The 21,261-nt window shown below is 70.4% G+C and carries 26 protein-coding genes and 1 tRNA gene; 11 read left to right on the forward strand and 16 right to left on the reverse strand.

Annotation, left to right across the window (positions count from 1 at the left end; translation table 11 throughout):
- Window positions 1-99: 99 nt before the first annotated feature.
- From VF557_02450 to VF557_02465, 4 genes are all read right to left on the reverse strand, one after another.
- Window positions 100-1,680 (reverse strand): right-handed parallel beta-helix repeat-containing protein, encoded by a 1,581-nt coding sequence (locus tag VF557_02450; GenBank protein ID HEX8079051.1) that lies wholly within the window; start codon window positions 1,678-1,680, stop codon window positions 100-102.
- Window positions 1,681-1,819: 139 nt separating this feature from the next.
- Window positions 1,820-2,299: a GNAT family N-acetyltransferase gene (locus VF557_02455; GenBank protein ID HEX8079052.1), complete on the reverse strand. Its 480-nt coding sequence runs from the start codon at window positions 2,297-2,299 to the stop codon at window positions 1,820-1,822.
- A gap of 5 nt (window positions 2,300-2,304) precedes the next feature.
- The gene (fgd, locus tag VF557_02460) at window positions 2,305-3,324 is read right to left on the reverse strand and encodes a glucose-6-phosphate dehydrogenase (coenzyme-F420) (protein HEX8079053.1); all 1,020 of its coding nucleotides are present in this window, start codon (window positions 3,322-3,324) and stop codon (window positions 2,305-2,307) included.
- 26 nt (window positions 3,325-3,350) lie between these two features.
- Window positions 3,351-3,806 carry a PPOX class F420-dependent oxidoreductase gene (locus VF557_02465; protein ID HEX8079054.1) on the reverse strand — a complete coding sequence of 152 codons (456 nt, stop codon included), beginning with the start codon at window positions 3,804-3,806 and terminating at the stop codon, window positions 3,351-3,353.
- Between the two features lie 218 nt (window positions 3,807-4,024).
- Here VF557_02465 and ctaD point away from each other — a divergent pair, with 218 nt between their 5' ends.
- Window positions 4,025-5,827: a cytochrome c oxidase subunit I gene (gene ctaD / locus VF557_02470; protein ID HEX8079055.1), complete on the forward strand. Its 1,803-nt coding sequence runs from the start codon at window positions 4,025-4,027 to the stop codon at window positions 5,825-5,827.
- Here ctaD and VF557_02475 read toward each other — a convergent pair.
- Complete coding sequence (locus VF557_02475; GenBank protein HEX8079056.1) at window positions 5,824-6,399, reverse strand: dienelactone hydrolase family protein; 576 nt, start codon at window positions 6,397-6,399, stop codon at window positions 5,824-5,826. The two genes, ctaD and VF557_02475, sit on opposite strands and share 4 nt — an antisense overlap.
- Window positions 6,400-6,411: 12 nt before the next feature.
- The gene (locus VF557_02480) at window positions 6,412-7,692 is read right to left on the reverse strand and encodes a nicotinate phosphoribosyltransferase (protein ID HEX8079057.1); all 1,281 of its coding nucleotides are present in this window, start codon (window positions 7,690-7,692) and stop codon (window positions 6,412-6,414) included.
- 40 nt (window positions 7,693-7,732) lie between these two features.
- Here VF557_02480 and clpS point away from each other — a divergent pair, with 40 nt between their 5' ends.
- The 6 genes from clpS to VF557_02510 all read left to right on the forward strand — a co-directional run bounded on the left by clpS (window position 7,733) and on the right by VF557_02510 (window position 11,014).
- Window positions 7,733-8,038, forward strand: a complete 306-nt coding sequence (gene clpS / locus VF557_02485) for an ATP-dependent Clp protease adapter ClpS (GenBank protein ID HEX8079058.1) — start codon at window positions 7,733-7,735, stop codon at window positions 8,036-8,038.
- Window positions 8,035-8,487, forward strand: a complete 453-nt coding sequence (locus tag VF557_02490) for a DUF2017 family protein (protein HEX8079059.1) — start codon at window positions 8,035-8,037, stop codon at window positions 8,485-8,487. Before clpS ends, VF557_02490 begins: the two co-directional genes overlap by 4 nt.
- 34 nt (window positions 8,488-8,521) lie before the next feature.
- Window positions 8,522-8,950, forward strand: a complete 429-nt coding sequence (locus VF557_02495; protein ID HEX8079060.1) for a M67 family metallopeptidase — start codon at window positions 8,522-8,524, stop codon at window positions 8,948-8,950.
- A 110-nt stretch (window positions 8,951-9,060) separates the two neighbouring features.
- Window positions 9,061-9,375, forward strand: coding sequence for a MoaD/ThiS family protein (locus tag VF557_02500; protein ID HEX8079061.1), 315 nt, complete (start codon window positions 9,061-9,063; stop codon window positions 9,373-9,375).
- On the forward strand, window positions 9,372-10,343 hold the full coding sequence (locus VF557_02505) for a pyridoxal-phosphate dependent enzyme (GenBank protein HEX8079062.1): 972 nt from the start codon (window positions 9,372-9,374) through the stop codon (window positions 10,341-10,343). The genes VF557_02500 and VF557_02505 overlap by 4 nt, the downstream gene beginning before the upstream one ends.
- On the forward strand, window positions 10,334-11,014 hold the full coding sequence (locus VF557_02510; GenBank protein ID HEX8079063.1) for a rhomboid family intramembrane serine protease: 681 nt from the start codon (window positions 10,334-10,336) through the stop codon (window positions 11,012-11,014). The genes VF557_02505 and VF557_02510 overlap by 10 nt, the downstream gene beginning before the upstream one ends.
- Window positions 11,015-11,080: 66 nt before the next feature.
- On the opposite strand, the gene VF557_02515 is transcribed toward VF557_02510, so the two are convergent.
- Together VF557_02515 and VF557_02520 are read right to left on the reverse strand one after the other, a co-directional pair.
- Window positions 11,081-12,151, reverse strand: coding sequence for a C45 family peptidase (locus VF557_02515; protein ID HEX8079064.1), 1,071 nt, complete (start codon window positions 12,149-12,151; stop codon window positions 11,081-11,083).
- Window positions 12,152-12,164: 13 nt separating this feature from the next.
- Window positions 12,165-12,578: a secondary thiamine-phosphate synthase enzyme YjbQ gene (locus VF557_02520; GenBank protein HEX8079065.1), complete on the reverse strand. Its 414-nt coding sequence runs from the start codon at window positions 12,576-12,578 to the stop codon at window positions 12,165-12,167.
- Window positions 12,579-12,799: 221 nt separating this feature from the next.
- Between VF557_02520 and VF557_02525 the strand changes: the two genes are divergently transcribed.
- The 4 genes from VF557_02525 (at window position 12,800) to VF557_02540 (ending at window position 16,223) form a co-directional block, all read left to right on the forward strand.
- Window positions 12,800-13,087: a hypothetical protein gene (locus tag VF557_02525; GenBank protein ID HEX8079066.1), complete on the forward strand. Its 288-nt coding sequence runs from the start codon at window positions 12,800-12,802 to the stop codon at window positions 13,085-13,087.
- 71 nt (window positions 13,088-13,158) lie between these two features.
- A complete protein-coding gene (gene rph / locus VF557_02530) occupies window positions 13,159-13,881 on the forward strand; it encodes a ribonuclease PH (GenBank protein ID HEX8079067.1) in 723 nt (240 codons plus the stop codon).
- Window positions 13,878-14,495 carry an RdgB/HAM1 family non-canonical purine NTP pyrophosphatase gene (rdgB, locus tag VF557_02535; GenBank protein ID HEX8079068.1) on the forward strand — a complete coding sequence of 206 codons (618 nt, stop codon included), beginning with the start codon at window positions 13,878-13,880 and terminating at the stop codon, window positions 14,493-14,495. Before rph ends, rdgB begins: the two co-directional genes overlap by 4 nt.
- A 174-nt stretch (window positions 14,496-14,669) precedes the next feature.
- Window positions 14,670-16,223, forward strand: a complete 1,554-nt coding sequence (locus VF557_02540) for a Rieske 2Fe-2S domain-containing protein (protein HEX8079069.1) — start codon at window positions 14,670-14,672, stop codon at window positions 16,221-16,223.
- Between the two features lie 2 nt (window positions 16,224-16,225).
- Here VF557_02540 and VF557_02545 read toward each other — a convergent pair whose 3' ends face one another.
- From VF557_02545 to bcp, 8 genes are all read right to left on the reverse strand, one after another.
- Window positions 16,226-17,161, reverse strand: coding sequence for a biotin-dependent carboxyltransferase family protein (locus VF557_02545; protein ID HEX8079070.1), 936 nt, complete (start codon window positions 17,159-17,161; stop codon window positions 16,226-16,228).
- Window positions 17,158-17,784, reverse strand: coding sequence for an allophanate hydrolase subunit 1 (locus tag VF557_02550; protein HEX8079071.1), 627 nt, complete (start codon window positions 17,782-17,784; stop codon window positions 17,158-17,160). Before VF557_02550 ends, VF557_02545 begins: the two co-directional genes overlap by 4 nt.
- A complete protein-coding gene (locus VF557_02555) occupies window positions 17,784-18,551 on the reverse strand; it encodes a 5-oxoprolinase subunit PxpA (protein ID HEX8079072.1) in 768 nt (255 codons plus the stop codon). Before VF557_02555 ends, VF557_02550 begins: the two co-directional genes overlap by 1 nt.
- A 56-nt stretch (window positions 18,552-18,607) precedes the next feature.
- The gene (locus tag VF557_02560; protein ID HEX8079073.1) at window positions 18,608-19,345 is read right to left on the reverse strand and encodes an anti-sigma factor; all 738 of its coding nucleotides are present in this window, start codon (window positions 19,343-19,345) and stop codon (window positions 18,608-18,610) included.
- Window positions 19,342-19,935: an ECF RNA polymerase sigma factor SigK gene (sigK, locus tag VF557_02565; protein HEX8079074.1), complete on the reverse strand. Its 594-nt coding sequence runs from the start codon at window positions 19,933-19,935 to the stop codon at window positions 19,342-19,344. The genes VF557_02560 and sigK overlap by 4 nt, the downstream gene beginning before the upstream one ends.
- A gap of 148 nt (window positions 19,936-20,083) precedes the next feature.
- A complete protein-coding gene (locus VF557_02570) occupies window positions 20,084-20,497 on the reverse strand; it encodes a superinfection immunity protein (protein HEX8079075.1) in 414 nt (137 codons plus the stop codon).
- A 112-nt stretch (window positions 20,498-20,609) separates the two neighbouring features.
- Window positions 20,610-20,682, reverse strand: a tRNA-Leu gene (locus tag VF557_02575).
- Between the two features lie 13 nt (window positions 20,683-20,695).
- Window positions 20,696-21,175, reverse strand: a complete 480-nt coding sequence (gene bcp / locus VF557_02580; GenBank protein ID HEX8079076.1) for a thioredoxin-dependent thiol peroxidase — start codon at window positions 21,173-21,175, stop codon at window positions 20,696-20,698.
- Window positions 21,176-21,261 lie beyond the last annotated feature (86 nt).

The following is a 21,261-nucleotide window of genomic DNA, read 5'->3' on the forward strand; positions in this document are numbered from 1 at the left end:
GTCCTACCGTGCGCTCGTATCGGTGTCAGCGCAAGTGCCCTGTGCGTGAAATTGCCGGTGAGTTCAGAGGTTTAAGGCTGAGAGGAAACAGCCTTACGTTTACGGGCGGTACTCGAACGCCCCGATGTCGGGTCGGGTTCCGTAGCGAGGCAGGTCGCGGATGTCGAGCGGCGGGGCCCCGGTCGAGCGGCCGGCGTCCACGGCCGGCGAGCCCTTGGTGAGCCGGTAGTCGAAGACCGGGGCGTTGACGAACGCCGGGGCAGAACCGACATTGCCGACCGCCAGCCTGATGTTGGGGTTGCCGTTGAAGTTGCGGATGTCGGTGATGGTGTGCGCCGGGAAGCTGTAGAACATTCCGTTGCCGCTGTTGGTGATCAGGTTGTTGGAGTAGGTGGCGAACTCGCCCATCTCGAAGATCTGGAAGTTGTTGTTCGCGGTGAAGATGTTGTTGACGATCGAGGCCTTGCCCGAGGTCTTCTTGGACACGAACAGGCCACCGCCGGAGGCCGCGCTGCCGGCCCGGGAGGCGTTGGAGACGATGGTGTTGTTCACCAGCACCAGCGAGCCGGTTCCGACGAACGCGACACCGCCACCGAGCGGCGCGGAGTTCTGCCGCAGCGCGTTGTTCTGGATGGTCGCCTCGGAGTTGGCCAGGTAGATGCCACCACCGCCGGGCCCGGAGCCGGTGTCGATCACGGTGTTCTTGGCGATGTTGTTGGCGTTCACCAGAGACACCGAACCCTCGGCCAGCACGATGCCGCCGCCGAAGCGGGTGGTCCGGTTACCGATGATGCTGTTGTGCGAGATGATCGGGCGGGACCAGCCGAACACCGCGATGCCGCCGCCGCTGCCGCTGCCGGGCCACGCCGGAGAGGTGAGCGCCGAGTTGCCGGTGATCACGTTGCCGGTGATCCGCGGCGTGCTGCCGGTGGTCTCCACCTCGATGCCGCCGCCGTAGGGCGAGCTGTTGCCGGTGATGGTGTTCTTGGCGATCAGCGCGTTGACGCCGGTGCGCAGCATGATGCCGCCGCCGGCCTGGGTGGAGACGTTCGAGGTGATCCTGTTGCCGGTCACGCTGGGCGCGGAGCGGGCGCTCGGGCGCGATACGTCGTTCTCGAGGTAGATGCCGCCACCGCCGTAGGCCCGGTTGTTGCTGATCGTGTTGCCGGTGACCTTGGGGTTGGAGTTGATGACGGCGAAGACCCCGCCGCCGAACCTGGCCGCGGTGTTGTGGTGAATGTTGTTGCCGGTGATCGTCGGGTGCGAGTTGTTGTAGACCAGGATCCCGGCGCCGTCGTTGGACCGGTTGGAGACGAGCTCGTTGCCGCGGATCGTCGGGCTGGCGTAGTTGGCGATGGTGATGCCGCCGCCCTGGCCGCTGGGCGCTGACCCGGAGACGATCCGGAAGCCCTGCAGGGTCATGGTGCCGGCCGGGATGTTCTGGATCATCACCGGCGTGCGGCCGGGATTGCCGGCGATGACGGTGACGCCGGGGCCCGAGACCGAGCGAATCGTGATCCGCTTGCCCATGATGGTGATGTTCTCGCGGTAGGTGCCGGGTGACACCGAGACGGTGTCACCGTTGCGGGCGGCGGCGATGGCCGCGCCGATGGTGCGGTAGCTGCTCGGAACAGAGAGGGTCGCCGCCCCCGCCTGGCTGGCCGGACCGACCAGGGACAACAGCGCGCCAACTAGGACAGCCGCAGACGCACCGGCGATAACTCGTCTCATGGAAATCCCTGCTCGAAGCGGAAAAATTAACAGCAAATTGATGTTGACTCTAAGTGACTAACTGGTCACCCGCAAGCGCAAGGGAGTTTTACTGTCCTAAAGCTGTCAGCGCAGCGCTGCTGAGCCGGTACCCCGTGCCTTCCGGCGTCGGACGCGCCCCGAGGTACTCGTAGAAGCCGATCGCCGGCATGTTCCACTGCGCGACAGACCATTCCAGCCTGTCGAAACCGCGTTGACAGCTCTCGGCGGCCAGCGCGGCGAGCAGGCCGCGGCCCAGGCCCCGGCCGCGGTGCTCAGGCCGGACATAGAGGTCTTTCAGAAAGATCCCATCGCAGCCTGGTCCGGCCGACAGGTCGGGCAGCCACAGCGCGCAACCGACCACCTCGCCCCGCGCCTCGGCGACGTGGCCGAACAGCGCCGGCTCGGCGCCGAACAGCGACCTGGCCAGCTGGCCGCGGGTGGGCCGGCAGCGCGGGGGTGTCCGCTCGTACTCGGCCAGCTCGCGGATCAGGCCGGCAACGGCAGCGAGGTCGGGCTCGCGGACCCGTCTGATGCCGGCGCCCGACACCGCCGTCAGCTGGTTTCACGCAGCAGCGGCAGGACCTGCTCGCTGAAGGAGGACAGGAACCGGGACTGGTCGTGGCCGGGGGCGTGAAAGACCAGGTGGTTGAAGCCGTAGTCCAGGTAAGGGCGGATCGCCGCCACCGCGGCCTCGGGGTCACTGGTCACGATCCACCGGCTGGCGATCTGCTCGATCGGCAGCGCCGCCCCGGCGGCCTGCATCTCGATCGGATCGTGCAGGCCGTGCTTCTGCTCGGCGGTCAGCGACAGCGGCGCCCAGAACCGGGTGTTCTGCAACGCCTGCTCCGGGTCGGGGTCGTAGGAGAGCTTGATCTCGATCATCCGGTCCAGCTGGGCGGGGTCCCGGCCGGCCGCGGCCAGTCCCTCCTCGACCGCCGGCATCAGCTTGTCCCGGTAGAGCTCGGCGCCCTTGCCGGACGTGCAGATGAAACCGTCGCCGGCCCGGCCGGCGTACTTGGCGACCACCGGCCCGCCGGCGGCGATGTAGACCGGAACGCTCTGCTCGGGCCGGTCATACACCGTGGCGTCGGTGGTCTGGTAGTACTCGCCGTCGAAGGTGACCCGCTCCTCGGTCCACAACCGCCGCATCAGCTGCACCGCCTCGCGCAGCCGGGCGAAGCGCTGCTTGAAGTCCGGCCACTCCACCCGGGTCACCGCCACCTCGTTCAGCGCCTCGCCGGTGCCGATGCCGAGCAGCATCCGGTTCGGGTAGAGGCAGGCCAGGGTGCCGAAGGCCTGGGCGATGATGGCCGGGTTGTAGCGGAAGGTCGGGGTCAGCACGCTGGTGCCCAGCTGCACCCGGGACGTGCGCTCGCCGACGGCGGCCAGCCAGGCCAGCGAGAACGGCGCATGGCCGCCGTCGTGCTGCCAGGGCTGAAAGTGATCAGAGATCATCACGCTGTCCAGTCCGAGCTGCTCGGCCTGGACCGCGTAGTCCAGCAGCTGGCGGGGGCCGAACTGCTCGGCCGACGCCTTGTAACCGATCTTCAACGACCCGATCTCGCGCGACATGGCGCTGCCTCTCTGGTGAAGACGGCTCAGCCGCCGCTGGTCATTCCGTACACCCGGCTGACTGCCAGCCGCAGCATCACCCGCTGGTCGGTGACCATCTCCTGCCGGAACTCCTGCCAGTCCGGGTGCTCACCCTGGACGTCGCGGTAGAGCGCGACGAGGTCATCGACGGTCTGGTCCTGCGGGTCGGCCGCCACCGGGCTGAGCTCGGCCAGTGCCTCGGCCACCGCATAGGACCAGAAATCCGGGGAGCTGACGTGCAGGCTGGCTCGCGGGTCCCGCACCAGGTTGCGGTACTTGGCCCGGCTGCTGGTGATCGAGATCCTGGCCACACCGGCGCCTGGCGCGGACGGGTCGGCGGTGAAGGCGTAGGTCACGTTGGACAGTTGCGGCCGGCCGTCGGACTTGATCGTCGCCAGCACTGCCTTGTGCCGCACGGTGATCAACCTGACGAGCGCGTCAGGGCCTTCGGTGGCTGCCATGCTCACGACCTTTCGACAAAGCCCGGCGGTCGGGCGGGTTCCCTTCACCGTAGGCCACCGCGCCACCAGCGCAGCCCCCGGATAACCCCCGGCGCGGGGTGAAACGCCCGGCCGGGCCGGTGCGCTCCACGGCGGGCTCGGTGGCTATCCTGCAAGGGAGCAGACACCCGGCAGTCGGCGGACGGCTGGAATCTGACATGCCTAAGCCGGAGGCTGGATTGACGACCACTGCAGGTACCAGCTCGACCGCGAGCCCGCTCGACCTCGAGCCCGCGCCCATCGTGAGCCGCCCGTACCCGGCCGATCAACCCGCCAGCGGCTCGATGTTCCTGCAGGTGCTGCGCACCACCGATCACAAGCTGATCGGCCGGATGTACCTGGTGACCTCGTTCGTCTTCTTCATGCTCGGCGGCCTGATGGCGCTGGTGATGCGCGCCGAGCTGGCTCGTCCGGGCATGCAGGTGCTGACCAACGAGCAGTACAACCAGCTGTTCACCATGCACGGCACGATCATGCTGCTGTTCTTCGCCACCCCGAGCGTGTTCGCCTTCGCCAACCTGGTGCTGCCGCTGCAGATCGGCTCGCCGGATGTGGCGTTCCCGCGGCTGAACGCCCTGTCCTACTGGCTGTACCTGTTCGGCGCGACCGTCGCCTGCCTGGGCTTCCTCACGCCGGGCGGCGCGGCCGATGGCGGCTGGACGTTCTACCTGCCGCTCAATGACATGACGCACTCGCCCGGCGCCGGCGCCGACTTCTGGATCCTGGGCCTGGCGCTGTCGGGCCTGGGCACCATCCTCGGCGGCGTCAACATGATCACCACAGTGCTCACGCTGCGGGCGCCCGGCATGACGATGTTCCGGATGCCGATCTTCACCTGGAACATCCTGGTGACCTCGCTGCTGGTGCTGCTGGCCTTCCCGATCCTGACCGCGGCCCTGCTGGTGCTGTGGGCCGACCGGCACCTGGGCTCGGTCGTGTACGCCTCGGAGAACGGCGGCGCGGTCCTGTGGCAGCACCTGTTCTGGTTCTTCGGCCACCCCGAGGTCTACATCCTGGCGCTGCCGTTCTTCGGGATCGTGTCCGAGATCTTTCCGGTGTTCGCCCGCAAGCCGCTGTTCGGCTACAAGGGCCTGGTGCTGGCCACGCTGTCCATCGCCGCGCTGTCGCTGACCGTCTGGGCCCACCACATGTTCGCCACCGGCGTGGTCCTGCTGCCGTTCTTCTCCTTCCTGTCCTTCCTGATCGCGGTGCCGACCGGGCTGAAGTTCTTCAACTGGATCGGCACCCTGTGGCGGGGCTCGATCACCTTCGAGTCACCGATGCTGTTCTCGATCGGGTTCCTGGTGACCTTCTTGTTCGGCGGCCTGACCGGCGTCGTGCTGGCCAGCCCGCCGGCCGACTTCCACGTCTCGGACACCTACTTCGTGGTGGCGCACTTCCACTACGTGCTGTTCGGCACCATCGTGTTCGCCGCCTACGCCGGGGTGTACTTCTGGTTTCCGAAGTTCACCGGCCGCTACATGGACGAGCAGCTGGGCAAGCTGCACTTCTGGCTGACCTTCATCGGCTTTCACCTCACGTTCCTGGTGCAGCACTGGGTCGGCTCCGAGGGCTTCCCCCGCCGCTACGCCGACTACCTGCCCGGCGACGGGTTCACCACCCTGAACACCATCTCCAGCGTCGGGGCGTTCCTGCTCGGCGCCTCGATGCTGCCGTTCCTCTACAACGTCTACAAGTCCTACCGCTTCGGCGAGCTCGCCACCGCCGATGACCCGTGGGGGCACGCCAACTCACTGGAGTGGGCGACCTCCTGCCCGCCGCCGCGGCACAACTTCACTTCGATGCCCCGGATCCGCTCCGAGCGCCCGGCGTTCGAGGCGCACTACCCGCACCTGATCGACCAGCTGAACCGCGAGGCCCACGGTGACAAGAAGCACCGGCTGGCAGAGGCGGCCGGGCAGGCCGCGATCGGCGGCGAGGGCCAGCGCCAGGGGCGGCGCGACCCCGATCCGGGCCGCTAGCGCCCGTCGAGAAAGCTGAGCACCCGCCGGCAAAGCAACGCGGCGGCGTCCGGGACGTAGGAGGGCAGCGTGCTGTCGGCGAAGTAGTGCTGATCGCCGGGGTAGAGGAACAGCTGCCCGTCCTGGGCCTGCTCGAGAAGTTCGCGGGCGGCGTCGAGGTCGCCCTCGCCGGCGAAGATCGGGTCGGCGTCCATCCCGTGCACCTGCACCGGCACCCCGGCCGGCCAGCCCGAGCCGAACTCCGACACCGGGACGCAGGAGTACATCAACAGCGCTCCGCGCGCCCCGGCCCGGGTCTGGGCCAGGCACTGCGCCGGCAGCACTCCCAGCGAGAAGCCGGCGTACACCAGCTCCGCGGGCAGCTGCTGGACCGCCCGGACGCCGCGCTGGATCACCTCGCCGAACCCGATCCGCTCGGCGTGGGCCACCCCCTGCTCCAGGGTGTCGAAGGTGCGCCCTTCGAACAGGTCAGGCGTGTGGACGGTGTGCCCGGCGCCGCGCACCTCGTCGGCGAAGGCGGCGATGCCCGGGGTCAGGCCCAGCGCGTGGTGGAACAGCACTACCTCAGCCATCTGCACTCCTATTCAGTCGAAGCTGACGGTAAGCCCCGGCTCGCCGGCCGAGAGCTTGAGCGCCTCCCAGGGCAGTGCCGTCATGGCGGCCCGGTGGTGCTCGCGTGAGTCCTGCAGGGTGGGCTGGGCGACCAGCTCGCCCTCGCGCAGCACCGGCACGCTCAGCAGCCGGTCACCGCCGGCCGGTTCGAAGCCGGCCTGCTGGCGCATCACCAGCTCCTCGGTGGCGGTTCCGGACGCCCGGTGCCGCCGGTATCCGAGCTTGGCGCCGCCGATGCTGGCCTTGTTCTCGCTGCGCTTGGCCACCGGCCGGCCCTGTACCTCGACCAGCTTGTAGACCAGGCCGGCGGTCGGGGCGCCGGAGCCGGTGACCACCGCCGTGCCTGCCCCGTAGGTGTCCACCGGCGCGGCCGCCAGCGCCGCGATCGCGTACTCGTCCAAATCACCGCTCACCACGATCCGGGTGCCGGTGGCGCCGAGCCGGTCGAGCTGCGCGCGGGACTGGTGGGCCATCACGGCCAGGTCGCCGGAATCGATCCGGATCGCGCCCAGCCCGGGGCCGGCGACTGCGATCGCGTTCTCGATTCCACGGCTGATGTCGTAGGTGTCGACCAGCAGGGTGGTGGTGACGCCCAGCGCGGCCACCTGCGCGGCGAAGGCGGCCTGCTCGCTGTCGTGCAGCAGGGTGAAGGCGTGGGCGGCGGTTCCGGTGGTCGTGATGCCGTAGCGGGACCCGGCCGCCAGGTTCGAGGTGGCCTGGAAGCCGACCAGGTAGGCGGCCCGGGCGCAGGCCACCGCGGCCTGCTCGTGGGTGCGTCGCGAGCCCATCTCGATGATCGGCCGGTCACCGGCGGCCACCACCATCCGGGCGGCCGCGGCGGCGATGGCGCAGTCGTGGTTGAGCACCGACAGGATCAGCGTCTCGAGCACCACCGCCTCGGCGAAGCTGCCGGTCACGCTCAGGATCGGGGAGTACCCGAAGTACGGCTCACCCTCGGCGTAGCCGCTGATGTCGCCGGTGAACCGGTACTCGGCGAGGTAGCCCGCGGCGCGGTCGTCGATCACCCCCTCGGCCCGGAGCCGATCCAGCTCCTCGGCGGCGAAGCGGAAGTCCCGGATCGCCGGGATCAGCCGGCCGAGCCCTGCCGCCACGCCGAACCGGCGGCCGTTGGGCAGCCGGCGGGTGAACACCTCGAAGGTGCAGCGCCGCTGGGCGGAGCCGTCGCTCAGCGCCGCCGTGAGCATGGTGAGCTCGTACTGGTCGGTGAGCAGGGCAGTCGACTCGACAGGCATGCCCAGATCGTGTCAGAGCCGCCCATGCCACCATGGAGGCATGTCCACGCCGACCTTCGCACCACATCGGGAGGCGGTCGTCGACCAGCAGGCCGACGAGACCGCCGAGGCCGACCGCCCCTGGGTGACCGTGGTCTGGAACGACCCGGTGAACCTGATGTCCTACGTCACGCACGTGCTGATGAAAGTGTTCGGCTATCCCAAGGACAAGGCCACCGCGCTGATGCTCGACGTCCACCACAAGGGCCGGGCGGTGGTGTCATCGGGTCCCCGGGAGCGGATGGAGGGCGACACGGCCACCCTGCACGGCTACGGCCTGTGGGCGACCATCCAGCACGACTCATGAGGCTGCGCCGCAAGGCCGGCGCCCTGCGGCTGGAGATCACCGACGCCGAGGCCACGCTGCTCGCCGGCCTGCTCGATGACTTCGCCGACGCCCTCGCCCAGCCCGACCCGGACGATCCGGTCACCCAGCGGCTCTATCCCGACGGCTACACCGATGACCAGGACGCCGCCCGGGAGTACCGGGAGCTGGTCGAGAGCGATCTGCGGGCCGAGCGGATCGGGCGGTTGCAGGCCTGCCGGGCCGAACTTGTCGCCGGCGGCGGCCGGGTGACGCTGGACGCCGAGGCGATCGATCGGTGGTTGCGGGTGCTCAACGACCTGCGGTTGGCGCTGGGCACCCGGCTCGGCGTCACCGAGGAGGCGGAGCTGGACGACAGCCAGCCCGCGGTGCAGATCTACTCCTGGCTGACCGCGGTGCAGGACATGCTGGTGATGCAGGTGCTGTCCTGACCGCCGGTTGGCCGGGGCGGATATCGTGGCAGCTGTGCTGAGACTGCCCGCGGCGATCTATGACGCGATCATCGCCCATGCCCGCCGGGACCATCCGAACGAGGCGTGCGGCGTGGTAGCAGGCCCGGCCGGCTCGGACCGCCCGCAGCGGTTGGTCGAGATGCTTAACGCCGCCGGCTCACCGACCTTCTACCAGTTCGACTCCGGTGAGCAGCTCACGCTGTGGAAGGCGATGGACGAGGCCGACGAGGAGCCGGTGGTGATCTATCACTCGCACACCGCGACCCAGGCCTACCCTTCACGCACCGACATCGCGCTGGCGGCCGAACCCAACGCCCACTACGTCCTGGTCTCCACCGCCGACCCCGACTCCGTCGAGTTCCGGTCCTACCGGATCGTCGACGGCGAGGTCAGCGAGGAGCCCGTCGAGAAGGTGGATGACCTTGACGCGCCGAGTCCGTGAGCATCGGTTGACGGCCGGGCCCAGGCGGTAGGCATCGACCCGGTAGGCATATTGCCGCGGCATCCGTGGTTGGGTTGGTGTCAGTGCATCGACATTTCGAAGGAGAATCCATGGCCGTCGAGGTCAAGATCCCGACCATCCTGCGCACCTACACCGGCGGGGAGAAGTCCGTTCCGGGCGAGGGCGCCAACCTGGCCGCCCTGCTCGATGACCTGGAATCCCGCTACGCCGGGCTCAAGAGTCGCCTGGTCACCGAGGACGGTTCGCTGCACCGCTTCGTCAACGTCTACGTCAACGACGAGGACGTCCGGTTCACCGGCTCGCTGGACACCGCGCTGTCCGACGGCGACGCCGTGACCATCCTGCCCGCGGTCGCCGGCGGTAGCCAGGCCTCCGGCGGATCGCGGGCCCACGCAGCACGGTGACCCGTTACGACTCGCTGGCCGACGCGGTCGGCAGCACCCCGCTGGTCGGCCTGCCCCGGCTGTCACCGCGCTGGGAGGCCACCGGCGACCAGCCCGCTGTCCGGCTCTGGGCCAAGCTGGAGGACCGCAATCCGACCGGCTCGATCAAGGACCGGGCGGCGTTGGCGATGGTGGCGGCGGCCGAGGTGGACGGCCGGCTGACACCGGGCTGCACCATCCTGGAACCCACCTCGGGCAACACCGGCATCTCGCTGGCGATGATCGCCAAGCTCAAGGGCTACGGGATCGTGTGCGTGATGCCGGAGAACACCTCCTCCGAGCGCCGGCAGCTGCTGGAGATGTTCGGCGCCCGGATCATCTCCTCGCCGGCGGCCGGCGGCTCGAACCAGGCCGTCGCGATGGCCAAGCAGCTGGCGGCCGAGAACCCGGACTGGGTGATGCTCTACCAGTACGGCAACCCGGCCAACGCCCAGGCCCATTACGACGGCACCGGCCCCGAGGTGCTGGCCGACCTGCCGGGCATCACCCACTTCGTCGCGGGCCTGGGCACCACCGGCACGCTGATGGGCGCCGGCCGGTTCCTGCGCGAGAAGGTGCCCGGCATCCAGGTGGTCGCCGCCGAGCCCCGCTACGGCGAGCTGGTCTACGGCCTGCGCAACATCGACGAGGGCTTCATTCCGGAGCTGTACGACGACTCGGTGCTGACCTCGCGGTTCTCGGTGACCTCCTACGACGCGCTGCGCCGGACCCGGGACCTGGTCGAGCAGGAAGGCATCTTCGCCGGCATCTCGACCGGGGCGATCCTGCACGCCGCGCTGGCCACCGCCGACCGGGCCCTGAAATCCGGCCAGCCGGCCGACGTGGTCTTCATCGTCTGCGACGGCGGCTGGAAGTACCTCTCGACCGGCGCCTACTCCGGCTCGATGCAGCAGGCCGCGCAGCAGCTGGAAGGCCAGCTGTGGGCCTGAGCCGCAAGCAGCAGCGGCGCCAGGAGCTGCTGGACACCAAGCTGCTGCGGCCGATCCGCCCGACCAGCGCCGGCGGCGCGCTGGTCGTCATGACGGGCGCGCTCGCGGCGCTGTGGCTGGTGCTCGGCATCGACGCCGCGCTGGGACACCCGTTGCTGGAGCTGGGGATCAAGCCCCGCCAGCTCGGCGGCCTGCCCGGCGTCGTGCTCGCCCCGCTGGTGCACGCCAGCGCCGGGCAGCTGGCCGCCCTGTCCATCCCGTTCGCGGTGCTCGGCTGGTTCACCCTGACCGCCGGCCTGCGGTACCTGGCCCTGGTGACCGGCGCGGCGGCGCTGACCAGCGGGCTGGTCGGCTGGCTGGCCGGGCCCTCGGACCAGGTGATCGTGGGCGTCAGCGGGGTGGTGCTGGGCTGGCTGGGCTACCTGCTGGCGCGCGCCCTGTTCGGCCGCAGGGTGGTGTGGATCGCGATCGCGGTGGTGGTGGCGCTGGTGTTCTCAGGCCTGTTCAACGGCCTGCAGCCCGGGGTGCGCGAGTACGAGTTCTGGGGCAGCCAGCTGGCCTCGTTGGTGGTCGGCGTCGGCATCGGCGCCGTCCTGCACCGCCGCCGGCGGACCCGGCGGGGCAGTGGCCCCCTCGGCGGGCGAGGACTTGATCGGCGACCCAAGGCCTAACTGCCGGACCTGACCGGGCGGCCAGAGCTCAACCGCCGGCCGGGCGGCTCATCCGGCTCATCCAGCTCATCCAGCTCGGAACTGCCGCCACCGCTGCTCCGGCCGGCCGCACGGGCCGCCGGCCAGCACGCTCATCCGGCGGTCGGCCGGGTCCAGGCCGACAGTCGCCAGGGTCTGCCAGCCGCTGCCCAGCGGGGCGTCGGCCGCGGCGTGACAGCACACGCCGGCGCCGTCGGCCTCGTGGGCGCACAGCAGGTCGGCCAGCTCTTCGGCACTCCGGGCGTCGGGGTCACCGGCCGGCCCAGCAGTCAGCGCGGTCAGCACCGCGTGCCGGGGCAGGCTGTCGGACTCGTCCCCGATCGGTAGCGCGCCGGCCGCCAGCCCGGGGTCCTGAAAGTGGTTGGTGTGCACGCTCCAACGGGCCGGCGGCAGCTCGGCCACCCCGGCGGGGGAGGCCTCCAGGCAGGCCAGCCGGGTGGCGTCCAGCAGCGTGAAGCAGCTCGAGGCGGCCAGCGGCGCGCTGCGCAGGATCGCGATGCCGGCCTCGACGTCCCCGGCCGAGTCCAGGATCCGGCGGGCCACCGCGTGCACCGGCACGCCGCCGTCGCCGGTGTCGGCCCGGTGGGACAAGATGTTGAACAGCACCCCCAGGCCGGCGGAGTTGATCCCGATCTTGCCCAGCAGGCCGAACTCGGTGAGCGTGACGAACGGCCGGCTGGCCCGCGGGTACTCCAGCACCGCCCAGCCGCCGGCCAGCTCCTGGTGCCAGTCCCAGGTCTGGGCGCCGATCATCGCCCCGGCCGGGTTCTCTCCGGCCACCGTCGAGCACTCGCCCCGGCTGGCGGCGCCGGCCGCGGCCAGCAGTTCGGTGCGGGCGTTGACCGCGTGGATCCGCCACTCCGGCACCCCGCTGGCCCCGGCAAGGCAGTCGAGCTCGGCGGACAGGTCCGGCGCCCAACCGGCCAGGGCGTCCCGGGCGGCCAGCCCGAGCCGGCGGATCCGCTCCGGCCGCAGGCCGGTCGCGGCGAACAGCTGGTCATAGCCGGCCAGCGCGTCCGGCAGCCATCGGGCGCTACCGGTCGCCAGCTCGGCGGCCCGCTGCTCGGGCTCGGCACCGGCGATCCTCAGGGTGCGCATCTCGACCTCGCCTTCAGCCGGTGAGGAAGCTGAGCCGGACCGTCCGGACGGCGTTGTCGACGTTGGTGTCGACCAGGCAGATGGATTGCCAGGTGCCCAGCTGCAGCCGGCCCGAGACCACCGGCACCGTGGCGTACGGGGCGATCAGCGCGGGCAGCACGTGATCGCGGCCGTGGCCGGGGGAGCCGTGCCGGTGCTGCCACCGGTCATCGGCCGGCAGCAGCTCGCGCAGCGCGATCAGCAGGTCGGTGTCGCTGCCGGCGCCGGTCTCCAGGATCGCCACCCCGGCGGTGGCGTGTGGCACGAAGACGTTCAGCAGCCCGTCGTCACCGTCCCGCAGGAATTCGGCGCAGGTCTCGGTGATGTCGCGCACCTGGGCCTGGTCACCGGTGCGGAACTGGAAGGTCTCGGTGCGCATACCCGCCATGATGCCTCCTCGCGGCACCCGTCGCGCTGGTCCTGGTCAGGTGGTAACGCCACCGCTCCGTCGGGCTGGCACCGAACAATTACCTTTTAGAAGGATATTCCTTTACGCGAATTAGTGCGGTATACCGAATCCGACATTTCTGATCTACCACCCGGGAGAACACCATGCCTCGTTCACACCGCATTCGTGCGTTAGCAGTCACCGCTCTGGCCGTTCTCGGTATGGGGATCAGCCCCCTACCGGCACAGGCAGCCACGCTGACCATCACCTCTCTCAGCTGCGAGAGCACGGGTACGGCTGTCCTGTGTGAGGGATATGTCAGTGGCGGCACCCCCGCATACACCTATGCCTGGAACCCGACCGGCAGGTACCTGTGGAACTACCCGGACTATTCGATGACCAGCATTTCCTGCGGTTACGGCACCCTCCAGGTCGCCTTCACCGTGCGCGACAGGCTCGGCGCCACCGCCTCGAAGACGACCAGCGTGACCTGCGGTACCCGCTATTAATCAGAGTCGTACGGCTGTCCGGCCCAGGCCAGGACACCGCGCTGTCGGCGCCGCTGACTACGCTGGCCGGCATGACCCGCCCCGACGGCCGCGCCGCCGACCAGCTCCGTCCGATCACCATCACCCGCAATTGGCAGGCCTATGCCGAGGGCTCAGCGCTGATCGAGTTCGGTGAGACGAAGGTGCTGTGCGCCGCGTCGGTGACCGAGGGGGTGCCGCGCTGGCGCAAGGGCAGCGGCCTGGGCTGGGTGACGGCCGAGTACTCGATGCTGCCGCGGGCCACCCTGACTCGCAACGACCGCGAGTCGGTGCGCGGCAAGATCGGCGGTCGCACCCACGAGATCTCGCGGCTGATCGGCCGCTCGCTGCGGGCCGCCGTCGACCTGTCCGCGCTGGGTGAGAACTCCATCGCCATCGACTGCGACGTCCTGCAGGCCGACGGCGGCACCCGGACGGCGGCCATCACCGGCGCCTACGTCGCGCTGGCCGACGCGGTCAGCTGGCTCGGCAAGCGCGGCTCGCTGGCCCGGACCGACCCGCTGATCCACACCGTGTCGGCGGTGTCGGTCGGGGTGATCGACGGCCAGCCGCGGCTTGACCTGATGTACGAGGAGGACGTCCGGGCCGAGACCGACATGAACGTGGTGGTCACCGGCAACGGCGATTTCGTAGAGGTGCAGGGCACCGCCGAGGGAGTGCCGTTCCGCCGCGACGAGCTCGACGCCCTGCTCGACCTCGCCGTCGCCGGCTGCGCCGACCTGTCCCGCCACCAGCAGGACGCGCTGGGCCGATGACCGCCCGGCTGCTGCTGGCGACCCGTAACCGCAAGAAGCTCGACGAGCTGCGGCGCATCCTCGAACCCCAGATGCCGGTCGAGGTGCTGGGCCTGGCAGACGTGCCGGCCTTCGACGAGGTGCCCGAATCGGGAGCCACCTTTGCCGAGAACGCCCTGATCAAGGCGATCGAGGCGGTCAAGCACACCGGCATGGTCACGGTGGCCGATGACTCGGGCCTGGCGGTGGACGCGCTCAACGGCATGCCGGGGGTGCTGTCGGCCCGGTGGGCCGGCGCCCGCCACGACGACGCCGCGAACCTCGACCTGCTGCTGGAGCAGCTGGCCGACACCCCCGATGACCGGCTCGGCGCGGCGTTCGTGTGCGCGGCGGCGCTGGTCACCCCGGACGGCAGCCAGATCGTGCGCGAGGGTCGGATGCCCGGCCGGTTGATCCGCCAGCCCCGGGGCACGCATGGCTTCGGCTATGACCCGATCTTCGTGCCCGAGGGCTACCAGCTGACCAGCGCCGAGCTGCCGGCGGCCGAGAAGGACGCGATCAGCCATCGCGGAAAGGCCCTGCACGAGCTGCTGCCGTTCATCCTGCGGGCACTGGGCGGTCCTGGCAGCGAGTGAGGCGCCGGTGCCCTGGCGCGGGCGGCGGGTTCACCCCGCGGTGACCTGGCGCGGGCGACGGGTTCACGCCACGTGACCCGCGGCACGTGAGTGGAACAGCTCGGCCCGGTCCTGACAGCGGCTACCGTTGTGGGGTCGAAGAACTACCTGCGCGGCAGAGTGGAGCACAGTTTCATGCGAGTGACCGGCCTGGGCCATGCCAGCGTGCTGATCGAGACCGAGTTCGGCAGCGTGCTCACCGACCCATGGGTCAACCCGGCCTACTTCGGGTCCTGGTTTCCCTTTCCCGACAATTCCCAACTCGACTGGGACACCTTCGGCGACGTCGACTACCTCTTCGTCTCCCACCTGCACCGCGACCACTTCGACCCCGAGCACCTCAAGCGCCACATCAGCAAGAAGGCCACCGTCCTGCTGCCGAACTACCCGACCAGCGAGCTCGAGGATCAGCTGCGCGAGCTGGGATTCAGCTCCTTCGTCAAGACCCGCAACGAGGAGGTCATCGAGCTCGACGGGCTGCAGGTGATGATCAACTCGTTGATCTCGCCGACCGACGGCCCGATCGGGGACTCGTCATTGTGGCTGTCCGACGGCAGGCACATCCTGCTCAACCAGAACGACGCCCGGCCCTCGGACCTTACCGCGTTCACCAAGCTCGGCCACGTCGACGCGCACCTGCTGCAGTTCTCCGGCGCGATCTGGTTCCCGATGGTCTATGACCTGCCCAAGCGGGCCAAGCAGGCCCTGGGCGCGACCAAGCGGGACCGGCAGTTCGACCGGAGCCTGCGCTACATCGATGACCTGCAGGCCAGCTACGTCTTTCCGACCGCCGGCCCGCCGTGCTTCCTGGATGAGGAGCTGTGGGGCTTCAACGACATCTTCGGCGACGAGTCCAACATCTTCCCCGACCAGTCGGTCTACCTGGACTGGCTCGCCGAGCGCGGCCGCGACAACGGCCGGCTGCTGCTGCCGGGCACCGTGGCGCATCTGGACAAGCCGGGCTGCCCGCTCGAGCACCCGGTCTCCGACGCCGAGGTGGACAAGCTGTTCACCGACAAGACCACCTACCTGCGCGACATGCAGGAGCGCCGGCAACCGGAGGTGGAGCGGCAGAAGGCGGGCTGGGCCCATCCCGAGATCGACGTGCTGGCCGAGATCAAGCAATGGTTCACCCCGCTGCTGGAAGAGGCCGATCAGATGGCGGCCGGCATCAACGGCGGAGTCCGGTTCACCGCAACCGACGACGAGCGCGGCGATGTCGACTTCATCCTCGACTTCGTCACCCGCGAGGTACGCCCCTACCAGGACGAGAAGGTCCGCTACCGGTTCCAGACCAAGCGGGCCTACCTGGAGAAGCTGATCGCCGAGCACGAGATCGACTGGGTGAACTCGCTGTTCCTGTCCTGCCGGTTCACCGCCACCCGGGTCGGGCCGTACAACGAGTTCGTCTACACCTTCTTCAAGTGCCTGTCCGAGGAGCGGTTGAACTACGCCGAGGGTTACTTCGCCGAGGCCGCCAACGACCACGAGACGATCACCGTCGACGGCTGGACCTTCCAGCGCCGCTGCCCGCATCTCAAGGCCGACCTGACCCGGTTCGGCCACATCGACGGCGGGGTGCTGACCTGCCAGATGCACGGCTGGAAGTGGCGGCTCACCGACGGCAAGTGCATCACTTCGGTCGGCCGGCCGTTGCGCACCGAGGGCCGGCAGCAGTCCCCGACGTGAACTCAGGCCCCGCGGGCCGGGGCGAAGCGCAGCTCAGCGCCGGGGCGCAGTTGGGCCAGCAGGTCCAGCTCGGGGCCGGGCAGCACCGCGATCACCGGATAGCCGCCGGTGACCGGGGCGTCCGGTCCGAGCACGATCGGCTGGCCGTCCGGGGGCACCTGAACCGCTCCGGGCAGGGTGGGCTCGGACGGCAGCTCGGCGGCCGCGCGCTCGGCGTCCGGGCGCAGCCGCAACGCGGGCCCGGCCAGCCGGGTGCCGATCCGGTTGCTGTCCGGGCGCACCTGCCATGGTGAGCCGAACAGCCGGCCGAGGGAGTCGGCGGTGAACCAGTCCGCCCGCGGGCCCGCGGCCAGTCGCAGCGTGACGGTTCCGGCTGGTGGCCCGGACCCGGCCGCGCCGCTGAAGTCGCCCGGCTCGCCGGCCGCCGCCGGCCCGATCAGCAGCCGGCAGCCGGCGGCCAGCACGGCCGGGCCCAGGCCGGAGAGGGTGTCGGTGGCCCGGGAGCCCAGCACCGGCGGGACCGCCAGGCCGCCCCGGACCGCCAGGTAGCTGCGCAGGCCGGACGCCGGCGCGCCGACGGTGAGCACGCTGCCGGACGGGCAGCTGAGCGCCGCGTTCCAGCCCCCGCGATGGCCGGTCAGCTCGCAGCGCGCGCCGGTGAAGGCGAGGGTGGCAGCGCCGCCCGCCAGCCGCAGCGACAGGCCCCCGAAGGTGATCTCGATACCGGCCGCGGACTCGTCGTTGCCGACCAGCCGGTTGGCCAGCCGCAGGGCGCCTCGGTCGGCCGCTCCGCTGCGGCTGACCCCCAGGTCGGCGAAACCGGGCCGGCCCAGATCCTGCACGGTGGCCAGCGGCCCGGGGGACAGCACCTCGATCACGCGCTCGGCGCCGGTCATGCCCGCGTCAACCCGGTGATGGACGCGCTCGGCGCCGGTCATGCCCGCGTCAACCGCACGGCGAGGCCGGGCCGCAGCAGCGCGGGCGGCCGACGGTCGAGGTCGAAGAGCACCGCGTCGGTGCGTCCCAGCAGCCGCCAGCCGCCCGGCGAGCTTCGCGGGTACACCCCGGTGAACTCGCCGGCGATGGCCACCGAACCCGCCGGCACGGCCGCTCGCGGGCTGGCCAGCCGGGGGAGCCGCAGTGCCGGGTCCAGCCCGCTGAGATAGCCGAAGCCCGGCGCGAATCCGCAGAACTGCACGGTGTAGTCGGCCGCGCAGTGCCGCCGGATCACCTCCTCCACGCCCATGCCGCACTCTCGGGCGACCGACTCCAGGTCCGCGCCGTCATAGCGCACGGCCAGCTCGACCGCGGGCTCGGACCGCCGGGCGGCAGTGTCGGCCGGCGCGCTCGCGCAGTGCCGGATCAGGGTGTGCAGCTCGGTGACCGGGGCGACGTCGGGGTCGAACTCCACCAGCACCGTCCGGGCGGCCGGAACCACCGCCAGCACCGCCGGATGCCGTTGCGCGATAAGGGCATCGCGCAACGGCAGGACGTCCCGGACGGCGGCCAGCTCGACCAGCACGGCGCTCTGGCCGTAGGGCAGCAGCGTCGGGCCGGTCATCAGGCGAAGGCCGCCAGCCGGACGCCGGCGCCGGTCAGCCGGTCGGCCACCGCGCCGGCTATCTCGGCGGCGCCGGGGGTGTCGCCATGCACGCACAGCGAGTGCGGGCCGATCGCCACCTGGCTGCCGTCGACGGCCCGGACCGTACCGTCGGTGACCATCGCCAGCGCCCGGTCAGCGATCTCGCCGGCCTGATGCAGCACCGCCCCGGGCTGCTCGCGCGGCACCAGCGAGCCGTCGGCGCGGTAGCCGCGGTCGCAGAACGCCTCGAGCACCACCGGCAGGCCGGCGGCGGCGGCCGCCGCGGCCAGCGCCGATCCGGGCAGCGTCAGCACCGGCAGCGGCCGGTCCCAGTCGAGCAGGGCGCGCACCACCGCGCCTGCCTGGCCCGGGTCGGCGGCTGCGGCGTGGTAGAGCGCGCCGTGGGGTTTGAGGTAGCGGACCCGGTCGCCGGCAGCCCGGGCGAAGGCTTCCAAGGCGCCCAACTGGTAGAGCACCTCGGCGCTCAGGTCGTCCGGGGCGATGTCGATCCGCCGCCGCCCGAAGCCCACCAGGTCCCGGTAGCCGACCTGGGCGCCGATGGCGACGCCGCGCCGGACCGCCTCGGCGCAGACCCGGCGCATGATGACCGGGTCACCGGCGTGGAACCCGCAGGCCACGTTGGCGCTGGTGACGATCCCCAGCAGGGCCTCGTCCGCGCCGGCGCTCCAGACGCCGAAGCCCTCGCCGAGGTCGGCGTTGAGGTCGATCCGCGGGTCGTCCGGCATGGCGCTCACGCTATCCGGTGGCAGTGCTGAGGCGCTGCCGGCAGGGTCCCGGCTGTTCAGAGGTTGAGCAGCTGGACGGTCTCCAAAGTGGGCTGCGCCGAGCCGCCGGCCGGCTCCACCGACACGGCCATCCGTCCCACCCCGTCGAGGTCCCCGGACGCCGTGACCTCGACGTTGCCGGCCTGGTCGGTGCGGAACACCCCGCCCGAGACCGGCTCGCCGCTCTCGCCCATCATCCACAGCTGGTAGGTCTGGTCGCTGGGCAACGTCGGCATGCCGTGCCCGACCAGCACCAGCTTGCCCTCGCTCTTGGAGTAGATCAGGATTCCCTTGCCCTGCTTCATGGTGGTGGTGGCGGCTTTGACGTCCGGCGCGTTGAGCAGCAGCTGAACAGCCGAGGCGCGGGTGTCGGATACCCGCTCGGCCTTGCGGTGCTCGGCCCAGCCCCATCCCGAGACCGCGATGGCGATCAGCGCGCAGGCCGCGGCCAGCCCCTGCCACAGCGTCTTGGTCCGGTCCCGGCGCAGCGGCACCACGTTGTCGGCGGGGGCGGTGTCGATCAGCGGCGGCAGCGGCCGGCTGCGCGCGACGGCGCCCAGCACCGCCGCCCGCAGTTGGGGCGGCGGGCCGACCTCGCTGAGGTGGCTCAGCTCGGCGGCGGCGTTGCGCAGCCCCCGCACCTCCTCGGCGCACTCGGCGCAGGTCTGCAGGTGCCGCTCGAACACTTCGCGCTCGTCGTCGTCGAGCGCGTCGAGTGCGTAGGCGCCGACCAGGCCGGTCAGCTCGTCGGTCATGCCGTCACCCCCAGTGCGTCCCGCATCCTGATCAAGCCGTCCCGTATCCGGGTCTTCGCCGTGCCCAGAGGAACTTTAAGCAATTCGGCCACTTCGGTGTGGGTGTAACCGCCGAAGTAGGCCAGCGTGACCGCCTCTCGCTGGGCGGGGGTCAGCTCGCCCAGCACCTTGCGGACCCGTTGCGCCTCCAGACTGGTGTGCACCTGCTCGCTGACCGAGTCGTAGGGCCGCTCCTCGTGCAGCAGGGCGTACTTGTCATCGCGGACCATCGAGGACTGCGCTGCCCGGACCCGGTCGACCGCGCGGCGGTGAGCGATCATCAACAGCCAGGGCAGCACGCCGCCCTTGCCGGCGTCGAAGCGGGCGGACTGCCGCCAGACCTCGAGGTAGATGTCCTGGGTGACCTCGGCGGACTGGGCGGGATCGCGGATCACCCGCAGCACCATCCCGTAGACCCGCGACGAGGTCTGGTCATACAGCTCGGCGAACGCGCGCTCGTCACCCCGGGACGCGGCCGTCACCAGCTCCTCCAGGGTCGGCGGCACGGACTCGGCCCTGGTGGCGCCGGAACCTGATCGCTCGAACCACATGGCTGTCATGCTAGGTCGGCTCCGCGCGGGGGCCGAGCCAGCTGGTCCGGGTTGCCCAACTTTGCCGGCGAGCTGGGGTGGGCGGTGCGGACCATGGAAGTGGTTCGGAACAGCTACCGTTCCGGATTGCCTGGTCCTGCGCTGCCGGTCAGCGGTGCGTCAGGACCTGCCGGTGTGCGGTGCACGCCATCACCAGGGCGATCACCCAGCCGATGACGGTCCAGCCCAGCAGCAGGTTGAGCACGCCGACTGCCACGCTGTTGGACTTGCCGCGGGTGGCGGCGATCGCCCACGGCAGCAGGTAGCCCAGCGTCAGGACCGTGAGGATCCACGCGAGGGTGATCTCGATCCCGCTGGTCCGCTGATCGGTGACCAGCATCCCGCCACCGGTCGACGGCGCGAACTGCTGCTGACCGGAGGGCTGTGACAGCGGGAGCTGAGCCGGTCGTTCCATCTCGGTCCAGCTCACTCCGTCCCACCAGCGCTCGTAGCCCGGCCTCTCGCTCGGGTACCACCCTGCGGGCGGACGGGTGGGCTCGTGCGGCGTCCCGGCATCAGTCATCCGGGAAGTGTCTTACTAAAACCTCACAACCGCAAACAGCGCCATCAAGAGGTTGCCGTGACCGCGCGATCATCAAGGCGCCTCAGGAACAGAACGCGGCGCGGATCGGGAGTAGGGCCGGGGGGAGTCGAACCCCCACTGTCACGGACCTAAACCGTGCGCCTCTGCCTTTGGGCTACGGCCCCGTCGCCGCCGAGCCTACTGGCTGGCCGCGAGCCCCAGGTCGCGACGCAGCTTGGCCACGTGGCCGGTGGCCTTGACGCCGTACTGGGCCAGTTCGACGGTGCCCTCGGCGTCGATGACGAAGGTCGAGCGGATCACGCCCACCATCGTCTTGCCGTAGAGCTTCTTCTCGCCGTAGGCGCCGTAGGCGCGCAGCACCTGCCGGTCAGGATCGGACAGCAGCGGAAAGCTCAGGTTCTGGTTGTCGCGGAACTTCACGAGCTTGGCGGCCTTGTCCGGTGAGATGCCGAGCACCGCGAAGCCCTCGTCGGTGAAGCTGTCCAGGTTGTCGCGGAAATCGCAGGCCTGCTTGGTGCAGCCCGGGGTCGAGGCCGCCGGGTAGAAGTAGACGATGACGCGCCGGCCGCGTAGTTCTGACAGTGACACCGGCTTTCCGTCGGCGTCTTCCAGGGTGAAATCAGGCGCCGGGTCACCGGCGGCGAGGCGTTCGGTCATCCGCACACGGTAGCGGGCTCGGGTTCGCTTTGGCCGGGTGGATAGGCTGGCCGAACCAGTGACCTGTCACGACGATCTGTACTGAA

The sequence above is a fragment of the Jatrophihabitans sp. genome (genome assembly GCA_036389035.1).
Lineage (GTDB): Bacteria > Actinomycetota > Actinomycetes > Mycobacteriales > Jatrophihabitantaceae > Jatrophihabitans_A.

What these genes read in the sequence shown, in the direction of transcription:
- fgd (HEX8079053.1), bottom strand. Translation starts at nt 3,324, where the DNA reads ATGTCGCGCGAGATCGGGTCGTTGAAGATCGGTTACAAGGCGTCGGCC.
- VF557_02465 (HEX8079054.1), bottom strand. Translation starts at nt 3,806, where the DNA reads ATGGCAGCCACCGAAGGCCCTGACGCGCTCGTCAGGTTGATCACCGTG.
- VF557_02475 (HEX8079056.1), bottom strand. Translation starts at nt 6,399, where the DNA reads ATGGCTGAGGTAGTGCTGTTCCACCACGCGCTGGGCCTGACCCCGGGC.
- VF557_02480 (HEX8079057.1), bottom strand. Translation starts at nt 7,692, where the DNA reads ATGCCTGTCGAGTCGACTGCCCTGCTCACCGACCAGTACGAGCTCACC.
- clpS (HEX8079058.1), top strand. Translation starts at nt 7,733, where the DNA reads ATGTCCACGCCGACCTTCGCACCACATCGGGAGGCGGTCGTCGACCAG.
- VF557_02490 (HEX8079059.1), top strand. Translation starts at nt 8,035, where the DNA reads ATGAGGCTGCGCCGCAAGGCCGGCGCCCTGCGGCTGGAGATCACCGAC.
- VF557_02500 (HEX8079061.1), top strand. Translation starts at nt 9,061, where the DNA reads ATGGCCGTCGAGGTCAAGATCCCGACCATCCTGCGCACCTACACCGGC.
- VF557_02515 (HEX8079064.1), bottom strand. Translation starts at nt 12,151, where the DNA reads ATGCGCACCCTGAGGATCGCCGGTGCCGAGCCCGAGCAGCGGGCCGCC.
- VF557_02520 (HEX8079065.1), bottom strand. Translation starts at nt 12,578, where the DNA reads ATGGCGGGTATGCGCACCGAGACCTTCCAGTTCCGCACCGGTGACCAG.
- VF557_02525 (HEX8079066.1), top strand. Translation starts at nt 12,800, where the DNA reads ATGGGGATCAGCCCCCTACCGGCACAGGCAGCCACGCTGACCATCACC.
- rph (HEX8079067.1), top strand. Translation starts at nt 13,159, where the DNA reads ATGACCCGCCCCGACGGCCGCGCCGCCGACCAGCTCCGTCCGATCACC.
- rdgB (HEX8079068.1), top strand. Translation starts at nt 13,878, where the DNA reads ATGACCGCCCGGCTGCTGCTGGCGACCCGTAACCGCAAGAAGCTCGAC.
- VF557_02540 (HEX8079069.1), top strand. Translation starts at nt 14,670, where the DNA reads ATGCGAGTGACCGGCCTGGGCCATGCCAGCGTGCTGATCGAGACCGAG.
- VF557_02545 (HEX8079070.1), bottom strand. Translation starts at nt 17,161, where the DNA reads ATGACCGGCGCCGAGCGCGTCCATCACCGGGTTGACGCGGGCATGACC.
- VF557_02550 (HEX8079071.1), bottom strand. Translation starts at nt 17,784, where the DNA reads ATGACCGGCCCGACGCTGCTGCCCTACGGCCAGAGCGCCGTGCTGGTC.
- VF557_02555 (HEX8079072.1), bottom strand. Translation starts at nt 18,551, where the DNA reads ATGCCGGACGACCCGCGGATCGACCTCAACGCCGACCTCGGCGAGGGC.
- VF557_02560 (HEX8079073.1), bottom strand. Translation starts at nt 19,345, where the DNA reads ATGACCGACGAGCTGACCGGCCTGGTCGGCGCCTACGCACTCGACGCG.
- sigK (HEX8079074.1), bottom strand. Translation starts at nt 19,935, where the DNA reads ATGTGGTTCGAGCGATCAGGTTCCGGCGCCACCAGGGCCGAGTCCGTG.
- VF557_02570 (HEX8079075.1), bottom strand. Translation starts at nt 20,497, where the DNA reads ATGACTGATGCCGGGACGCCGCACGAGCCCACCCGTCCGCCCGCAGGG.
- bcp (HEX8079076.1), bottom strand. Translation starts at nt 21,175, where the DNA reads ATGACCGAACGCCTCGCCGCCGGTGACCCGGCGCCTGATTTCACCCTG.